Annotated in this window: 16 protein-coding genes; 11 read left to right on the plus strand and 5 right to left on the minus strand. The window is 33.6% G+C overall.

Features of this window, described 5'->3' with window-relative positions:
- Nucleotides 1-83 precede the first annotated feature (83 nt).
- The 5 genes from ACQ654_RS25505 to ACQ654_RS25525 all read left to right on the plus strand — a co-directional run bounded on the left by ACQ654_RS25505 (nucleotide 84) and on the right by ACQ654_RS25525 (nucleotide 6,627).
- Nucleotides 84-2,036: a YgiQ family radical SAM protein gene (locus ACQ654_RS25505; RefSeq protein WP_430413232.1), complete on the plus strand. Its 1,953-nt coding sequence runs from the start codon at nucleotides 84-86 to the stop codon at nucleotides 2,034-2,036.
- Between the two features lie 110 nt (nucleotides 2,037-2,146).
- Entirely contained in the window at nucleotides 2,147-2,815 is a 669-nt protein-coding gene (locus ACQ654_RS25510) for an RluA family pseudouridine synthase (protein WP_430413233.1), read from the plus strand.
- Nucleotides 2,816-2,837: 22 nt separating this feature from the next.
- Nucleotides 2,838-3,218, plus strand: coding sequence for a hypothetical protein (locus ACQ654_RS25515; protein WP_430413234.1), 381 nt, complete (start codon nucleotides 2,838-2,840; stop codon nucleotides 3,216-3,218).
- Between the two features lie 144 nt (nucleotides 3,219-3,362).
- Nucleotides 3,363-4,097: a copper homeostasis protein CutC gene (locus tag ACQ654_RS25520; protein WP_430413235.1), complete on the plus strand. Its 735-nt coding sequence runs from the start codon at nucleotides 3,363-3,365 to the stop codon at nucleotides 4,095-4,097.
- Nucleotides 4,090-6,627, plus strand: a complete 2,538-nt coding sequence (locus ACQ654_RS25525) for a beta-mannosidase (protein WP_430413236.1) — start codon at nucleotides 4,090-4,092, stop codon at nucleotides 6,625-6,627. Before ACQ654_RS25520 ends, ACQ654_RS25525 begins: the two co-directional genes overlap by 8 nt.
- Nucleotides 6,628-6,718: 91 nt before the next feature.
- Here ACQ654_RS25525 and ACQ654_RS25530 read toward each other — a convergent pair whose 3' ends face one another.
- Nucleotides 6,719-6,931, minus strand: coding sequence for a hypothetical protein (locus ACQ654_RS25530; RefSeq protein WP_430413237.1), 213 nt, complete (start codon nucleotides 6,929-6,931; stop codon nucleotides 6,719-6,721).
- A 134-nt stretch (nucleotides 6,932-7,065) separates the two neighbouring features.
- Here ACQ654_RS25530 and ACQ654_RS25535 point away from each other — a divergent pair, with 134 nt between their 5' ends.
- Together ACQ654_RS25535 and ACQ654_RS25540 are read left to right on the plus strand one after the other, a co-directional pair.
- Nucleotides 7,066-7,611, plus strand: a complete 546-nt coding sequence (locus ACQ654_RS25535) for a hypothetical protein (protein ID WP_430413238.1) — start codon at nucleotides 7,066-7,068, stop codon at nucleotides 7,609-7,611.
- 117 nt (nucleotides 7,612-7,728) lie between these two features.
- A complete protein-coding gene (locus tag ACQ654_RS25540; RefSeq protein ID WP_430413239.1) occupies nucleotides 7,729-8,250 on the plus strand; it encodes a hypothetical protein in 522 nt (173 codons plus the stop codon).
- Between the two features lie 10 nt (nucleotides 8,251-8,260).
- On the opposite strand, the gene ACQ654_RS25545 is transcribed toward ACQ654_RS25540, so the two are convergent.
- From ACQ654_RS25545 to ACQ654_RS25560, 4 genes are all read right to left on the minus strand, one after another.
- Nucleotides 8,261-8,830 (minus strand): TIGR00730 family Rossman fold protein, encoded by a 570-nt coding sequence (locus tag ACQ654_RS25545; RefSeq protein ID WP_430413240.1) that lies wholly within the window; start codon nucleotides 8,828-8,830, stop codon nucleotides 8,261-8,263.
- Nucleotides 8,831-8,925: 95 nt separating this feature from the next.
- A complete protein-coding gene (gene prmC / locus ACQ654_RS25550) occupies nucleotides 8,926-9,798 on the minus strand; it encodes a peptide chain release factor N(5)-glutamine methyltransferase (protein ID WP_430413241.1) in 873 nt (290 codons plus the stop codon).
- Between the two features lie 170 nt (nucleotides 9,799-9,968).
- Complete coding sequence (locus ACQ654_RS25555; RefSeq protein ID WP_430413242.1) at nucleotides 9,969-10,445, minus strand: GNAT family N-acetyltransferase; 477 nt, start codon at nucleotides 10,443-10,445, stop codon at nucleotides 9,969-9,971.
- A 100-nt stretch (nucleotides 10,446-10,545) separates the two neighbouring features.
- A complete protein-coding gene (locus ACQ654_RS25560) occupies nucleotides 10,546-11,118 on the minus strand; it encodes a pentapeptide repeat-containing protein (protein WP_430413243.1) in 573 nt (190 codons plus the stop codon).
- Between the two features lie 152 nt (nucleotides 11,119-11,270).
- Between ACQ654_RS25560 and ACQ654_RS25565 the strand changes: the two genes are divergently transcribed.
- The 4 genes from ACQ654_RS25565 to ACQ654_RS25580 are packed head-to-tail and all read left to right on the plus strand — an operon-like array spanning nucleotide 11,271 to nucleotide 14,251.
- Nucleotides 11,271-11,732 carry an LEA type 2 family protein gene (locus ACQ654_RS25565; protein WP_430413244.1) on the plus strand — a complete coding sequence of 154 codons (462 nt, stop codon included), beginning with the start codon at nucleotides 11,271-11,273 and terminating at the stop codon, nucleotides 11,730-11,732.
- The gene (gene ribD / locus ACQ654_RS25570) at nucleotides 11,732-12,778 is read left to right on the plus strand and encodes a bifunctional diaminohydroxyphosphoribosylaminopyrimidine deaminase/5-amino-6-(5-phosphoribosylamino)uracil reductase RibD (protein WP_430413245.1); all 1,047 of its coding nucleotides are present in this window, start codon (nucleotides 11,732-11,734) and stop codon (nucleotides 12,776-12,778) included. Before ACQ654_RS25565 ends, ribD begins: the two co-directional genes overlap by 1 nt.
- The gene (locus ACQ654_RS25575) at nucleotides 12,771-13,385 is read left to right on the plus strand and encodes an HAD family hydrolase (RefSeq protein ID WP_430413246.1); all 615 of its coding nucleotides are present in this window, start codon (nucleotides 12,771-12,773) and stop codon (nucleotides 13,383-13,385) included. The genes ribD and ACQ654_RS25575 overlap by 8 nt, the downstream gene beginning before the upstream one ends.
- Nucleotides 13,382-14,251 (plus strand): EamA family transporter, encoded by an 870-nt coding sequence (locus ACQ654_RS25580; RefSeq protein WP_430413247.1) that lies wholly within the window; start codon nucleotides 13,382-13,384, stop codon nucleotides 14,249-14,251. Before ACQ654_RS25575 ends, ACQ654_RS25580 begins: the two co-directional genes overlap by 4 nt.
- Nucleotides 14,252-14,372 lie beyond the last annotated feature (121 nt).

Consider the following 14,372-nt stretch of genomic DNA (forward strand, 5'->3'; position numbering starts at 1 on the left):
TAAACAAATTAGGCAACAAATTTTGCGCAGATAGACTTTAGTGTTTCGTTGTAAAGCTAAATTAACCGTATCTTTGCACGCATATGCAGACAAATAAACTCTCAGATTGGTTACCAACAACGAACAAAGAAGTAAAAATTCGAGGTTGGCAAGAATTAGATGTTATTCTATTTAGTGGAGACGCTTATGTAGATCATCCTTCATTTGGACCTGCTGTTATTGGGCGTATTTTGGAAAGTTACGGATTAAAAGTCGCTATTGTTCCGCAACCCAGTGTAAACGATGATTTGCAGGATTTTACAAAACTAGGAACACCAAAACTATTTTTTGGAGTTACAGGTGGTTGTATGGATCCTATGGTAAGTAATTATACGGCGAGTAAAAAACGTAGAGATAAAGATGCCTATACACCAAATGGTGATAAAGGGTTTCGACCAGATTACGCCACCTCCGTTTATTCAAGTATTTTAAAAGATAAGTTTCCAGATGTTCCTGTTCTAATAGGCGGAATTGAAGCTTCGCTACGTCGCGTAACACACTACGATTACTGGAGTGACAAGCTAATGCCAAGCATTTTAGAAACTTCTAAAGCAGATATGTTGGTGTATGGTATGGGCGAACAACCGTTGCGAGAAGTTGTGAAACTATTGCAAAAAGGAGTGCCTTTTTCAAGTTTAAGAACCATACAACAAACCGCTTTTTTAGTACACAAAGATGAAACCATTCCTAAAAATAAAAATTGGGATGATGTTGAGATTCAATCACATGAAGTTTGTTTAAAAGACAAGAAAAAATTTGCGGCTAACTTTAAAATCATAGAGCAAGAATCTAATAAACTTGTAGCAAGAAGAATTTTTCAAAAGGTAAACAACAAAACATTGGTGATTAATCCACCATATCCTACCATGACAGAAAAGGAAATTGATGCCTCTTTTGATCTGCCGTACACACGTTTACCACATCCGAAATACAACAAGCGCGGTCCTATTCCTGCGTTTGAAATGATTAAAACCTCTATCAACATACACCGTGGTTGTTTTGGAGGTTGTAGTTTCTGTACGATTTCTGCACATCAAGGAAAGTTTATTGCAAGTCGTAGTGAAGCATCAATACTTAGAGAAGTAGATAAAGTTGCCAACATGCCTGATTTTAAAGGCTACTTATCAGATATTGGTGGACCTTCTGCTAATATGTATAAAATGAAAGGAAAAGTACAATCCATTTGCGACAAATGTGTAGCTCCTTCATGTATTTCACCTGTAATATGCAGTAATTTAGATACGTCTCACAAACCGTTAACCAAATTATATCAAGCAGTAGATAGCCATCCTAAAATAAAAAAATCATTTATCGGAAGTGGTATTCGTCACGATATGTTGGTGCCTGAATTCAACAAGAATGCAGATCCAAAAGAATTAGATGATTACACAGAAGAAGTGATGACAAAACATATTTCTGGACGTTTAAAAGTAGCGCCAGAACATACGTCTGATCCCGTTTTAAAGCTAATGCGTAAACCATCATTTGAATTTTTTCATAAGTTTAAAGAGCGGTTTGACAGAATCAATATTAAGAAGAAATTGAAACTTCAATTGATTCCTTATTTTATTTCAAATCATCCTGCTTGCGAAGTGGAAGATATGGCAAACTTGGCTGCTGAAACTAAGGATATGGGCTTTCAGTTAGAGCAAGTACAAGGTTTTACACCAACACCAATGACGGTTGCAACGGTTATTTACTATAGTGGTTATCATCCATATACCTTAAAACCAACCAAAACTCCAAAATCTAAAAAAGAAAAGGATGAACAACATCGTTTCTTCTTTTGGTATAAAAAGGAAAATAAAGGTTGGATTAGAAAAACATTAAGCAAACTAGGTAGAAAAGATTTAGTAGAAGCCTTAGTGCCCGAACAAGAGAATAATTCTTGGAAAAGCATTAAACCTAAAGCGGTGAAAAACACATTTGATGATGCGATTCCTTCACGTCATTCAAAGAAAAAATCCAAACACAAACCTAGAAAGAAACGACGTTAAATTACAGACTAGTTTTTGTTGCAAGTATCTGAAACTTTTGTATACAAATAGCATTCTAAAGTCTTGAATTGTATGGCTACTATTTTGAAATTTGATAAAGAAAACGCTTAATGCCAACGCTTGAAATACTACATGAAAACAACGATTATATAGTCGTAAACAAAACTGCTGGACTCATAAGCGAGCAAAGTCCTTACGAAGCTGTCACTGTTGAAACTCAAGTTTTCAATCACCTACTAAAAAGTAAACCGAAACCGTATATAGGAATCATACACAGATTAGATCGCGTTACAAGTGGCGTTTTAATCCTTGCCAAGAAAAAAAGCATTCTGGTAGCATTTAATACTCTATTTAGTAGTCGTAAAGTTCAAAAAACGTACTTGGCAGTTGTTAAAAACAAGCCAGCAAAAAACAAAGGGAACTTAGTCAACTTTCTCATCAAAAACAACAAAGAAAAAAGAGCGGACATTGTCCAATCAAAATCAAAAAACACACTAAACTGTATGCTTTCCTATGAAGTAATCGGCAAAAATGATGTTGGGTATTTGTTAGAAGTGAGACCGAAAACTGGTAGATTCCATCAAATAAGAGCGCAATTGGCAAACATTAATCTTCCTATCGTTGGAGATTCAACATATGGATCAGACACAAAATACTTGCCGCTATCAATTTGTCTTCATGCATGGAAACTAACCTTTGAAGTATCGGGTTCTAATGAACTTAAAACCTTTGAAGCTCCTTTACCTAATCACGATTTTTGGAAATTCAAATCTATTTAGATTTACCAACTGTTTTTAATAAATGTTATTTGTTGTCGGTTATAATTACAACTACACGTTGGAACTGAGCGCATTTGACCATGAAAAAATAACAAAAAACAATTCAGATAATTTCGTGGAAAAAGGAAATCTTATTGGAGAAAGATTAGAGCTTATCGAAACTATGCTTTCATCTAACTTTACTGCGCTTAAACAAGAATACCACTATGAAGGACTTGCAATTACAGGTATTGGAAGTCAGCAAATATTTATCAATCTTGATAAAATAACGAAATATGTGCATATCCTTGATGAATTACCAATTGAATACTTCAAAACACCTGTAGAGAAAAAACTATTTGAATTCAATGAACATTTCAAAACATTCATCGAACTAAAATATAAAAACTCGATAACAGAATAAATGATATATTTGGGGAATTGATGCTGCATGTTGAATCTAACATAAAAGTGACTTTTTATTATGGAACTGTCATCCTATGTTTGTACAAGGATGACAAGTTACTAATTGAAAACCGATAACAAATCAACGAATAAAGAAAAACCCATGCTACTAGAAATCTGTGCCAATTCCTATGAATCTGCTATAAATGCCGAAAAAGCGGGCGCGCATCGTATTGAGCTGTGTTCAGAATTAGCCGTTGGCGGAATTACACCTTCGTATGGATTGCTTAAAAAAGTAATTGCAGCTGTAAAAATTCCTGTACAGGTATTAATTCGTCCAAGAAGTGGAGATTTCACGTATTCACGAGACGAATTTGAAATCATGAAGGAAAACATAGTATTGTGTAAAGAACTTGGTTGTGCCGGAATTGTTTCGGGTATTTTATTGCAAGACCAAACAATTGATCAAACACGTACAAAAGAACTCATTGAACTCGCAAAACCTATGAATTTCACGTTTCATCGTGGATTCGATTGGACGCCCGATCCTATAGAAGCCATATTACAATTGGCGGTTTTAGGTGTAGATCGTGTATTGACTTCTGGACAAGAAACTAGTGCCGAAAAAGGTATTTTACTATTGCAAGAATTACAAGAAGTTGTTGAAAACGAATTGATTGTAATGCCTGGCGGCGGAATTAACGCAAACAATGCCAAGCTATTTCAAGAAAGTGACTTTCAAGAAATTCACTGTTCAGCAACCAGTATTCATCAATCCATCAACAATCCGAAAATAAGTATGAATAGTGCTAATTTGTTCAACGATACACGCATTGCAATCTCCAACAAAGAAAAAATTAGACAAATTATAGAACGTATTAATCCCATTCATGAATAAAACTTTAACGCTTTTACTAGCATTGCTTATCATTAGCTGTGCGAAAGACGATAGACCCACAACGATCAATATTCATCAAAACTGGGAATTTAAACAACAAAAGGATACGGCTTGGCATGCGGCTACCGTTCCCGGAAATGTATATTCCGATTTACTAGCACATGGCAAAATTCCGGATCCGTTTTTGGGTTCAAACGAACTCAATGTACAATGGGTTCCAACAAAGAATTGGGAATATCAGAGTACATTTGAGCTTGACTCAGAAACCTTAAAAAAATCACATATTGAACTTACGTTTGAAGGTTTGGATACTTACGCAAGTGTGTACCTCAACGACTCTTTATTAGGAAAAACCGACAATGCGTTTCGTACTTGGAAATTTGACATTAAAAAAGTGGCAAAAGCAACAAATTTAGTACGAATTGAGTTTCAAAAAACAAGCATTCATGAAGATGCAGCAACTGAAAAGTTAGATTATTTATTACCACCTGGCGCACGCGTATTTACTCGAAAAGCACAATTTCAGTACGGTTGGGATTGGGGACCTATTGTAAATACATCAGGAATTTGGAAACCAATCAAAATTACTTCATGGAACCATATGAAGTTAGATGATGTGTATTTCAAACAAGAGAAATTAACAGATTCACTAGCAACTCTTACCGTAGCATATACAATTTCATCAGATAAAGATGTGAAAGAAGCTACATTTGAAATTAAATCTGATAAAGTAACATATAGAAAAAAATCGCCCATAAAAAAAGGAACACATATTTATACTACGAAAGTCGAAATTAACAATCCGAAACGTTGGTGGACGTACAATTTAGGCGAACCATATTTGTATGAATTTGACATTACATTAAAACAAGGAGAAGATTTAAAAGCACAGCAAAAAGCAAAAGTTGGTTTGCGAACGATTGAATTAATCACCAAAAAAGATACCAAAGGAGAAACGTTTTACTTTGAACTCAACGGCATTCCTGTGTTTATGAAAGGTGCCAATTACATTCCGCAACACAGCATGCAAGACAAAGTGACGAATTCACATTACGAAAAACTACTAAACGATGTTGTTGATGCAAATATGAATATGTTACGTGTTTGGGGCGGCGGAATTTATGAAAATGATATCTTTTATGAACTATGTGATGAAAAAGGAATTCTTGTTTGGCAAGATTTTATGTTTGCTTGCGCGATGTATCCTGGAGACAAAGCATTTTTAGAAAATGTAGAACAAGAAGCGATCGATCAAGTGAAACGATTGCGTAACTATGCTTCGGTTGGACTTTGGTGTGGAAACAATGAAAACAATGAAGCTTGGCATCGTTGGGGCTGGCAAACGGACAAAACTGAAGAACAGAAAAAAGAAATTTGGACAAGTTACTTAGCCGTTTTTGACAGCATTTTACCTAAAACTGTAGCAAAACTGAATCCTGAAATTTCCTATTGGGAAAGTTCTCCAAGACTCGGACGTGGCGATCCGCAATCGCAATTTGAAGGTGATGCACACGATTGGGGCGTTTGGCACGATGCGTTGCCTTTTGAACGTTTTGAACAAAAAGTACCACGTTTTATGAGTGAATTCGGGTTTCAATCCTTTCCTTCTTATGAAGCCATTCGTTACTTTACAGGTGAAGACAGCATTGACATCAATCACGATAGTTACATCACACATCAAAAACATCCGAGAGGTTTCAAGCTCATTCGTGAATACATGCAACGTGATTATCCTGTTCCAGCTTCTGGTGAAGATTATGTGTACATGAGTCAATTAACACAAGCCAAAGGAATGACCATGGGAATGGAAGCACAACGTCGTACCATGCCGTATTGTATGGGAAGTTTGTATTGGCAATTGAATGATTGTTGGCCTGTAGTTTCGTGGTCGAGTATCGATTTTATGGGGAATTGGAAAGCGTTGCATTACAAAGCAAAAAAATCATTTGAAGATGTATTGATTTCTTCAATTGTAGAAAATGACACGCTAAAAACCTATATTGTTTCAGACAAATTACAAGATCAAAAAGGAGAATTGAAACTTACTTTTTTAGACTTTACTGGTAAAAAACTTCATGAAGTCACTCAAACAATAACTGTAAAAGCTAATACAAGTGAATTAATTGTACAATTACCTATCACAGATTTAAAATTCAATCATAAGCAAGTAGTCATGAAAGCTGTTTTGGATTATGCCAAAGTATCTAAATATTCAAGTTCAGATTCAAGATTCGATTCAAGTACAATTCCTTACAAAGCTACTTCCCTATTCTATTTGGTAAAGCCCAAAGATTTAGAATTGTCAGTGAATGAAATTGATACGTTTATTACAAAACGAAGCGAAGGATTTGCGATTCAAGTTTCTTCAAAAACATTACAAAAAGATGTCTTTTTACACACCAAAGTCAAAGGTCATTTTGAAGAAAATTTCTTTGATGTATTACCCGGAGAGACAAAAACAATTCTGTTTAAAACTGATTCAGATACCATTGATGATTTAGCGCTTAAAACGTTGAATGAAATGAAGTAAATAATCTCATAAAAGCACCTTTTCTTTTCGTTCATTTTCTTTAGCTAAGAAATGAAAAAGCGAACCGAAGTTCGCTTGTAGGATAAAAACTTTAGCAACCCAAAGTAAAAATGACACAGTCATATTGCGTTTCACAAAAAATATGTGAATCTCCAGTTGGAATATTGCAAAGTTCAGGAATAAATGTGAAACATAAATCTGAAAGTCCTGGTGGTGGTGGTGGTGGCATGCCTCCTTTAGTACGATCAAGTTTAGAAATCGGTGTTTTGTTTAATCTTAAAGATGTAAGGTTCTTTTTTTTCATGATTAAATGATTTAAAAGTTAATAAAGAACAATCTTATAAAATTAAAACTTGAACCATTTACGGAAAACCCGTAATTAACATTTAAACAACAGTAATATTAAATTTACCATCCTATGAAATCTAAAATATACGAATGAGAAAAACAGGACACAGAATAAAAAATGAAGAATTAGACAGCTATGTAAAACGTGAAGCAACACGAAACATCAAGCGTATAGGCGGCTTTATGGCAATTTTTGTTGGGCTTATGTTTATGTTTACGTACAGTTATCATGTACATGGAATTATTATGCTTCCGCTGACTAGTATGCTATCTGTAATTGTCTTATTTATATACCTGTTTTCTTTTAATCAAATTGGAAATATTGCTAAAAAAACTACCTTTTTTGTAACGGCAACTAAAGTTGAAAAGTTGGTCGCAAAAGGTGAATTGAACCTCGCTAATCAATTTGCGCAAGCGCGAAACGAAGCGCGTTATGGTATAAAATCTGATCAATCATTTCCAGTAAGTGAAATTGAATCAACTGTTATAAAACCGTATGAAATTGTCATAAAAAACTATGATTATAATATTTTAAATGGAAATGGCAAGATTGTAATTCCGAAAGAAATCAACGATTTTTACGTGGTAAAACAATTTATTACAGAAAACGCAACGAAGTTTAAGCTTCAATCGTAATGCATCAACTTTTTCACTAATAAATTTGGTGTTAAATTTTTACTAATAAACTAGATTTCTATTGCTAGAAATAAGAGCTTTTCAATATATTTGAATTCTGAAAAATCATACCTAAAAATGAAAAAAGTACAATATATCTTCACGCTTTTGATTTGTATCACAACACTTATGATATCTTGTCAAAAAAACAAAGAAATTCCAACTTCTGATGACATTGGAACGCATGCATTTTATCTGTTGAATAATTTCGAAAATACTTCTGAAAAAGAATATATAAATAGTATGTATACCTATGAAGAACTTAAATCGTATGTACAAAAGAACGCTGACAGTTTAGAAAATGATTTTAAAGAAAATATTGCGGTACTCACCAAAGAAAACTTCAATAGTCGAATTAAAAAAGATTATAAAAATCTTAAAGAAACGGCAACTTCATTCAACATCGATTGGAACGATATTGAAGCTATAAACTTTCAATACTGGCCAAGAGCAAAATACGGAATTGAAAGCTTAAAAGGTGATTTATTTTTCACACATGATACGAAAAATTACAAGGTAACGGTAACCTCTTTGAAGGTTGGAAATAGCTATTTTATCACAAAAATTGAAGCGTTAAAAGAAGTTATTCCAGAGCAATAAATGTTCCCTTTTAGGGAATCCATTTCGGTATTTGCTTGGGAACAAAATTTCGCATGCGCTCTAACAATATAGAAACATCAGTTTCTATAATAAGCATGTCAAAGTTTTTCTCTTTGAGCAATCCTTTCTTCATCATGGTGTGCATCATGGCAATCAGTTCGTCATAATAACCATTGCTATTTAAAATTGCAACAGGATGTGCTATTTGCGCCAATTGCAACGCTGTAATTACTTCAAATAGTTCTTCCATCGTTCCAAATCCGCCAGGAAGTGCTATAAAACCTTCTGCCAAATCGATCATTTTTATTTTGCGTTCTACCATGGTAGTTGTAGTATGTAATTCTGTAATGCCTAAATGTGCCACTTCTCTACGTTTTAGAAACTCAGGAATCACGCCAATCACTTTTCCGCCATATTCTAAAACTGCATTGGCAACAGTTCCCATAATTCCAATCTGAGCGCCGCCATATACCAACGTTATTTGTTGCTGTGCCATCGTTATTCCAAGTTTACGCGCATCAGAAACAATTTTATCATCAGTTCCTAAACTACTTCCACAATATACTGCTATGCTTTTCATTTTTTTTGAGCTTTTGGTTTTTGGTTTTTGGTTTTTCTACATTTAAAATTTGGTATTCATTATTCAAAACTACTTTTCAATTCAAAATTCAACATTTATAATTTCCCGCACTTCATCATTCGATCTACGCCAAAAATATCTTTCTTTAATTCGATGTTTTGAAATTGTTTTTCTGTTAGTAAATCAATCATTTCCTTTCCTAAATATTGATTGATTTCAAAGTATAGACTTCCGTTTGGTTGTAAATTCGCTTTCGCGAGATTGGCTATTTTATCGTAAAATATTAATGGATTGTTATCTTCTACGAATAACGCCGAATCTGGCTCAAATTCCAATACATTTTTACGCATCAATTCTTTTTCTAAATTTCGTACATATGGCGGATTGGACACAATAATATCAAATAATTTAGAATTTTCTCGATTGAAATTTAAACTTTCAAGATGCAACACATCAGCTTGTATAAATTGAATATCAACTTCATTCATTTCAGCATTTTTCTGTGCAACTTTTAACGCTTCCGCAGAAATATCTATCGCAATAATTTCAGCATTTGGTAAATTTTTCTTTAGTGCAATCGGAATACAACCACTTCCGGTTCCAATGTCTAAAATTCGAAGTTTTTCGAGTTTAAAATTGTCTATTCCATCCAACATCCATTGTACCAATTCTTCCGTTTCTGGTCGTGGAATCAACGTGTGTTCATTTACACAAAATTCCAATCCAAAAAAATGTGCTTTTCCAAGAATATGCTGAATTGGTTTTTCAAATTTTAATTCGCTCAGTGCCGCAAACAAAGGTGTTTCCTGTTCTTTGCTAATTGTATATTCTGGATCTAATGCCAACGCAAAACGTTCCAAACCAAAAAAAGTTTCTGTCAACATAAAGAAAAAACTATTCACTTCTTCTTTTCCGTAAAGTTCATCTAATTCGTGGTGAAATATATTTTGTATGTCCTTTATTCTCAATGGTTTTTTGGTTTTGTTAAGTTGTTACTTCTACATTTTGAATTAAAACTTAAACTATTAAACTTACAAACAACTAAACTTTGCTTTCTGTTGATTTGATTATTCAAAAATACTTTTACATTTAATATTTCGTCATTTAAAAATATCAAAACCAAACTATTTCTTAAAAATCACAATTCCTTCAACATCCAAACACCACACGAATAATGTCCCGTGTTTCCTAAAGGTGCATCTAAATGTGCAAACCCGAACGATTCATATATATGAATTGCCGCTTTTAGTTGTGAAGCCGATTCCAAATAACATTGATCGTAGCCAAAGCTTTTTGCGGCTTTTAAGCATTTCTCAAATAGTAATTTCCCATATCCTTTTCCTCTGGCTTTCGTTAAAAAATACATTTTTTGCAATTCGCACACATTATCAGTATTGTCACGCAATTTTTTAATTCCTGCGCCACCAATTGCTTCTCCGTCTTCTTCAATTACATAATATACTTCGCGTTCGCCTTCATATGCTTCAAACATTGCGTCCGTTTCTGGATCTTCATAAGCCGTTCCAATTTTTGGAATCTCAAATTCAGGGAAAGCGGCTCTGATGAAGGTTGCCGCTTCCAAATTATCTTTTTTTTCTATCTCTCTAATAATCATTTTTAATATTTTTTTGGTTGATTTGTGTTTGCTCAAATGTTCGTTTTGACTTCATTTTTAAATGATCTCAAGTACACATCTTCAAATTTCGCAGCATTCATCAACTAATTTTAATATCATATTTTTTTAACAAACCATGAATTTCAGAACGTGAAAATTTCGCCTTTTTTAACCGATTCAAACTTGGATCTATGTCATAATTATAAGCCGCACTCAAATCTGCTTTTTCCAAATTTGTATTGCTAAAAATTGCCGCTGTCAAATCACAATCATCAAATACAGAACTTTCCAAATTCGTTTCTGTAAAATCCACATTTTGCAAATTAGACGTTCTAAATGTGGTTTTCTTAATTTTTAATCCTGCAAAAGATGCTAATTCCAACCTACAATCTTGAAACGTTGCCGAAAATAGAAAATCAGTACACATACTAAAATCTACACCTAACAATTTACAATTCACAAAATCGACTTCATTGAATGAAGTGCTTTTTACCTTGGCATTTGTCATATCGCACGTATCAAACGTACATTCTAAAAACGTAATTGCGGATACATACACAGCTTCAAATTTACAATTTACAAACGTGCAATTGTCGTATTCTCCTTTCGGGAACGAACTTTGTGTATAATCAATATTTTTAAAAATTTGATCGTGGTAGAATTCTTGACTCATTTTATATACGCTTCAGATAGAAATTATGTAGTTTTGTGATGCCGTGAAGATACTAAATTTGGTTGGTTGTTGTTCGTTTTATAAAAACAGATTTCGTCTAACTGAACTTGATTCAGTTTCTCACAGCAGTAAGGTTTAATCCAATATTCAAAATGAAAAAACTCATCTATATTCCATTACTATTATTACTCATAAATTGTGATGTGCAGAAAAAACCACTATTTGTTGCTATTGAAAACATAAAAGTGAACAAAGCTACATTGCTTAGTGTTGAACTCACCGCAGCGGCAGTTTTTTTCAATCAAAATGATATTGGCGGAACATTAAAAAGTGATAATATAAAAGTATATGTTGATGACGCTTTTATTGCAGACATCAGTTCTGAGGCGTTTCCTGTTCCTGCTAATGGAAACTTTTCAATTCCGTTAAAAGTCGTTGCTCCGTTGAATGAAATTTTTGAAAATAATAAAAACGGAATGCTCGAAAGTATTTTAAAAGCCGCCCAAAGTCAAAAAATAACAGTTCAATACAAAGGAACAATTACATACACAGCGCTTGGTTTTTCGTATAATTATGAGATCGATCAAACGCAAGAAGTTAAAATAAAATTGTAGTGCAACACAGTCACGAAACATATATGCAACGTTGTTTGCAATTGGCTCTAAATGGTTTGCAAGCCGCTATGCCAAATCCGTCGGTTGGCGCTGTCATTGTACATAATGACGTCATAATTGGCGAAGGTTATACAAGTGCGTATGGTGGAAATCATGCAGAAGTAAACGCAATTCATTCGGTACAAGACACATCGTTATTGAAAGAAGCTACAATTTATGTTTCGCTTGAACCATGCAGTCATTTTGGAAAAACGCCGCCGTGTAGCGATTTAATTATTAAACATCAAATTCCGAAAGTTGTGATCGGAACTATTGATCCGTTTGCAAAAGTAGCTGGAAAAGGCATTCAAAAGCTTCAAAATGCCGGTTGTGAAGTTATTTTAAATGTGTTGAAAGATGAATGTATTGCTTCAAACAAACGATTTTTCACGTTTCATCAACACAAACGTCCGTATATTATTTTAAAATGGGCGGAAACACAAGATGGTTTTATTGATAAGATTCGACAAAAAAATGATCCTGTACAACCCAATTGGATTACAAATACATTTTCGCGCCAATTAGTTCATAAATGGCGAAGTGAAGAACAAGCAATTCTTGTGGGAACAAATACTGCAATTACAGACAATCCGAAACTAAATACACGCAATTGGCATGGTAACAATCCTGTGCGAATTGTGTTAGACAAATCGTTGCGAATTCCACATGCTTACTCGTTGTTTGATCAAACTATAAAAACGATTGTATTGACTGAACATCCAAAAGAAAATCAAGAAAATCTCGTATTTGAAACGATTGATTTCTCTCAAAACCTTGCACAACAAATTTCCAATGTTTTATACAAACATAAACTACAATCTATTATTATTGAAGGTGGAAAACAAACTTTGCAGACATTTATTGATGCAAACCTTTGGGATGAAGCACGCGTTTTTAAAGGTGCTATTTTATTTCAAGAAGGAATTAAAGCACCAACACTTTCTGGAAAATTACAAACAACTCAAACTATTTTAGACAATTCATTAGACATTTTTACCAATGATTAAAAATTTACTTTTCGATTACGGCGATATTTTCATCAATCTTGATAAACCTGCAACTGCGCGTGAATTGCACAAACTAGGCATTCAAGATTTTACAGCGGAAATGATTGAAAAAAATCAAGCGTACGAAAAAGGATTGATCAGCACAGAAGCATTTGTCGATTTTTATCATCAAGAATTTCCACACACAACAAAAGAAGCGTTAATTGATGCTTGGAATGCTATTTTACTAGACTTCCCGAAACATCGATTGGAATTCATCAAGCAATTGGCAAAAGATAAAAAATACCGTTTATTGCTGTTGAGTAACACAAATGATTTGCATATTTCGTGGATTAAACACGATTGGGGAATGGAATTTTATAACGAATTCGCCGCTTGTTTTGAACAGTTTTATCTTTCGCACGAAATCAATCTAAGAAAACCTGATGCAAACATTTACGAATTTGTATTGCGTGAAAACGATTTAAAAGCAGAAGAAACATTGTTTATTGACGATACAAAGGAAAACACCGATTCGGCGGCAACATTAGGAATTCATGTGTGGAATTTAATTTCTGGCGAAGAAGATATTGTAGATTTATTCATGCATAAAGCCGAATTGTTTTGATATATCTTATTCTTAGTGTTTGTATTTCGAGTTCATTATTTGTCATTTTTAAACTATTTGATAAATATCAAGTGAATACATTTCAAGCAATTGTAACCAACTATTTGGTAGCTTTCCTGTTGGGTTTTTTCTTTTATGGAAACGGAATTACAATTTCAGAAATATCACAAAAATCGTGGATGATTGGCGCCATTATATTAGGAATACTATTTATTTCTATATTTATGATTATGGCAACAACAGCACAACGAAATGGACTTTCGGTAGCTTCGGTTGCCAGTAAAATGTCGGTGGTAATTCCTGTAATTTTTGCAGTAATTGTCTATAATGAACACGTAAGTGTATTAAAAATAGCTGGAATCATTTTGGCATTAGTTGCAGTATATCTAACAACTATAAAAAAAGATGGTGGCGCGTTTGATCGTAAAAAATTACTCTTTCCGACACTATTATTTTTGGGTTCAGGAGTTATTGACACGTCCATTAAATACATGGAAACCAAATATGTAGCTGAAGGCGAAACACCTATATTTTCTGCAGCAATTTTTGGTTGTGCATTTATCATTGGAATTGTTGTGGTAACAATTCGTCGCGATTTTAAGATTACAGGAAAAACGATTCTTGGTGGAATTGCACTTGGAATCCCAAACTTCTACTCGATTGTTTTTCTATTAAAAGCACTCAGACCAGATCAATTAGGCGATAGTTCAACCGTTTTTCCAATTAATAATGTAGCAATTGTGATGCTATCTACTATCTTTGGAATTATACTGTTTAAAGAAAAACTAATCACTAAAAACTGGATTGGAATTGCAATCGCGATTGTAAGTATTGCCATGATTGCGGTTTCTGCGCAACAACTATAAACGTATAAACATTAGAAATAAAAATTTGATGTACTTTTTTCTTTAATTTCCAAGATTGTCAAATTGAGCATGTTGTTTCTTTTCCGAAGTGTAGAAATTATTTTTCGTTAAAAATTTTTGA

Origin of the sequence: Kordia sp. (assembly GCF_965283645.1) — a bacterium.
GTDB lineage: Bacteria > Bacteroidota > Bacteroidia > Flavobacteriales > Flavobacteriaceae > Kordia.

Bases quoted from the DNA above. Each gene is read 5' to 3' on its own strand.
- ACQ654_RS25575 (WP_430413246.1), top strand. From the start codon at position 12,771: ATGATTAAAAATTTACTTTTCGATTACGGCGATATTTTCATCAATCTT.
- ACQ654_RS25510 (WP_430413233.1), top strand. From the start codon at position 2,147: ATGCCAACGCTTGAAATACTACATGAAAACAACGATTATATAGTCGTA.
- ACQ654_RS25545 (WP_430413240.1), bottom strand. From the start codon at position 8,830: ATGAAAAGCATAGCAGTATATTGTGGAAGTAGTTTAGGAACTGATGAT.
- ACQ654_RS25530 (WP_430413237.1), bottom strand. From the start codon at position 6,931: ATGAAAAAAAAGAACCTTACATCTTTAAGATTAAACAAAACACCGATT.
- ACQ654_RS25505 (WP_430413232.1), top strand. From the start codon at position 84: ATGCAGACAAATAAACTCTCAGATTGGTTACCAACAACGAACAAAGAA.
- ACQ654_RS25565 (WP_430413244.1), top strand. From the start codon at position 11,271: ATGAAAAAACTCATCTATATTCCATTACTATTATTACTCATAAATTGT.
- ACQ654_RS25560 (WP_430413243.1), bottom strand. From the start codon at position 11,118: ATGAGTCAAGAATTCTACCACGATCAAATTTTTAAAAATATTGATTAT.
- ACQ654_RS25515 (WP_430413234.1), top strand. From the start codon at position 2,838: ATGTTATTTGTTGTCGGTTATAATTACAACTACACGTTGGAACTGAGC.
- ACQ654_RS25520 (WP_430413235.1), top strand. From the start codon at position 3,363: ATGCTACTAGAAATCTGTGCCAATTCCTATGAATCTGCTATAAATGCC.
- ACQ654_RS25555 (WP_430413242.1), bottom strand. From the start codon at position 10,445: ATGATTATTAGAGAGATAGAAAAAAAAGATAATTTGGAAGCGGCAACC.
- ACQ654_RS25525 (WP_430413236.1), top strand. From the start codon at position 4,090: ATGAATAAAACTTTAACGCTTTTACTAGCATTGCTTATCATTAGCTGT.
- ACQ654_RS25535 (WP_430413238.1), top strand. From the start codon at position 7,066: ATGAGAAAAACAGGACACAGAATAAAAAATGAAGAATTAGACAGCTAT.
- ACQ654_RS25540 (WP_430413239.1), top strand. From the start codon at position 7,729: ATGAAAAAAGTACAATATATCTTCACGCTTTTGATTTGTATCACAACA.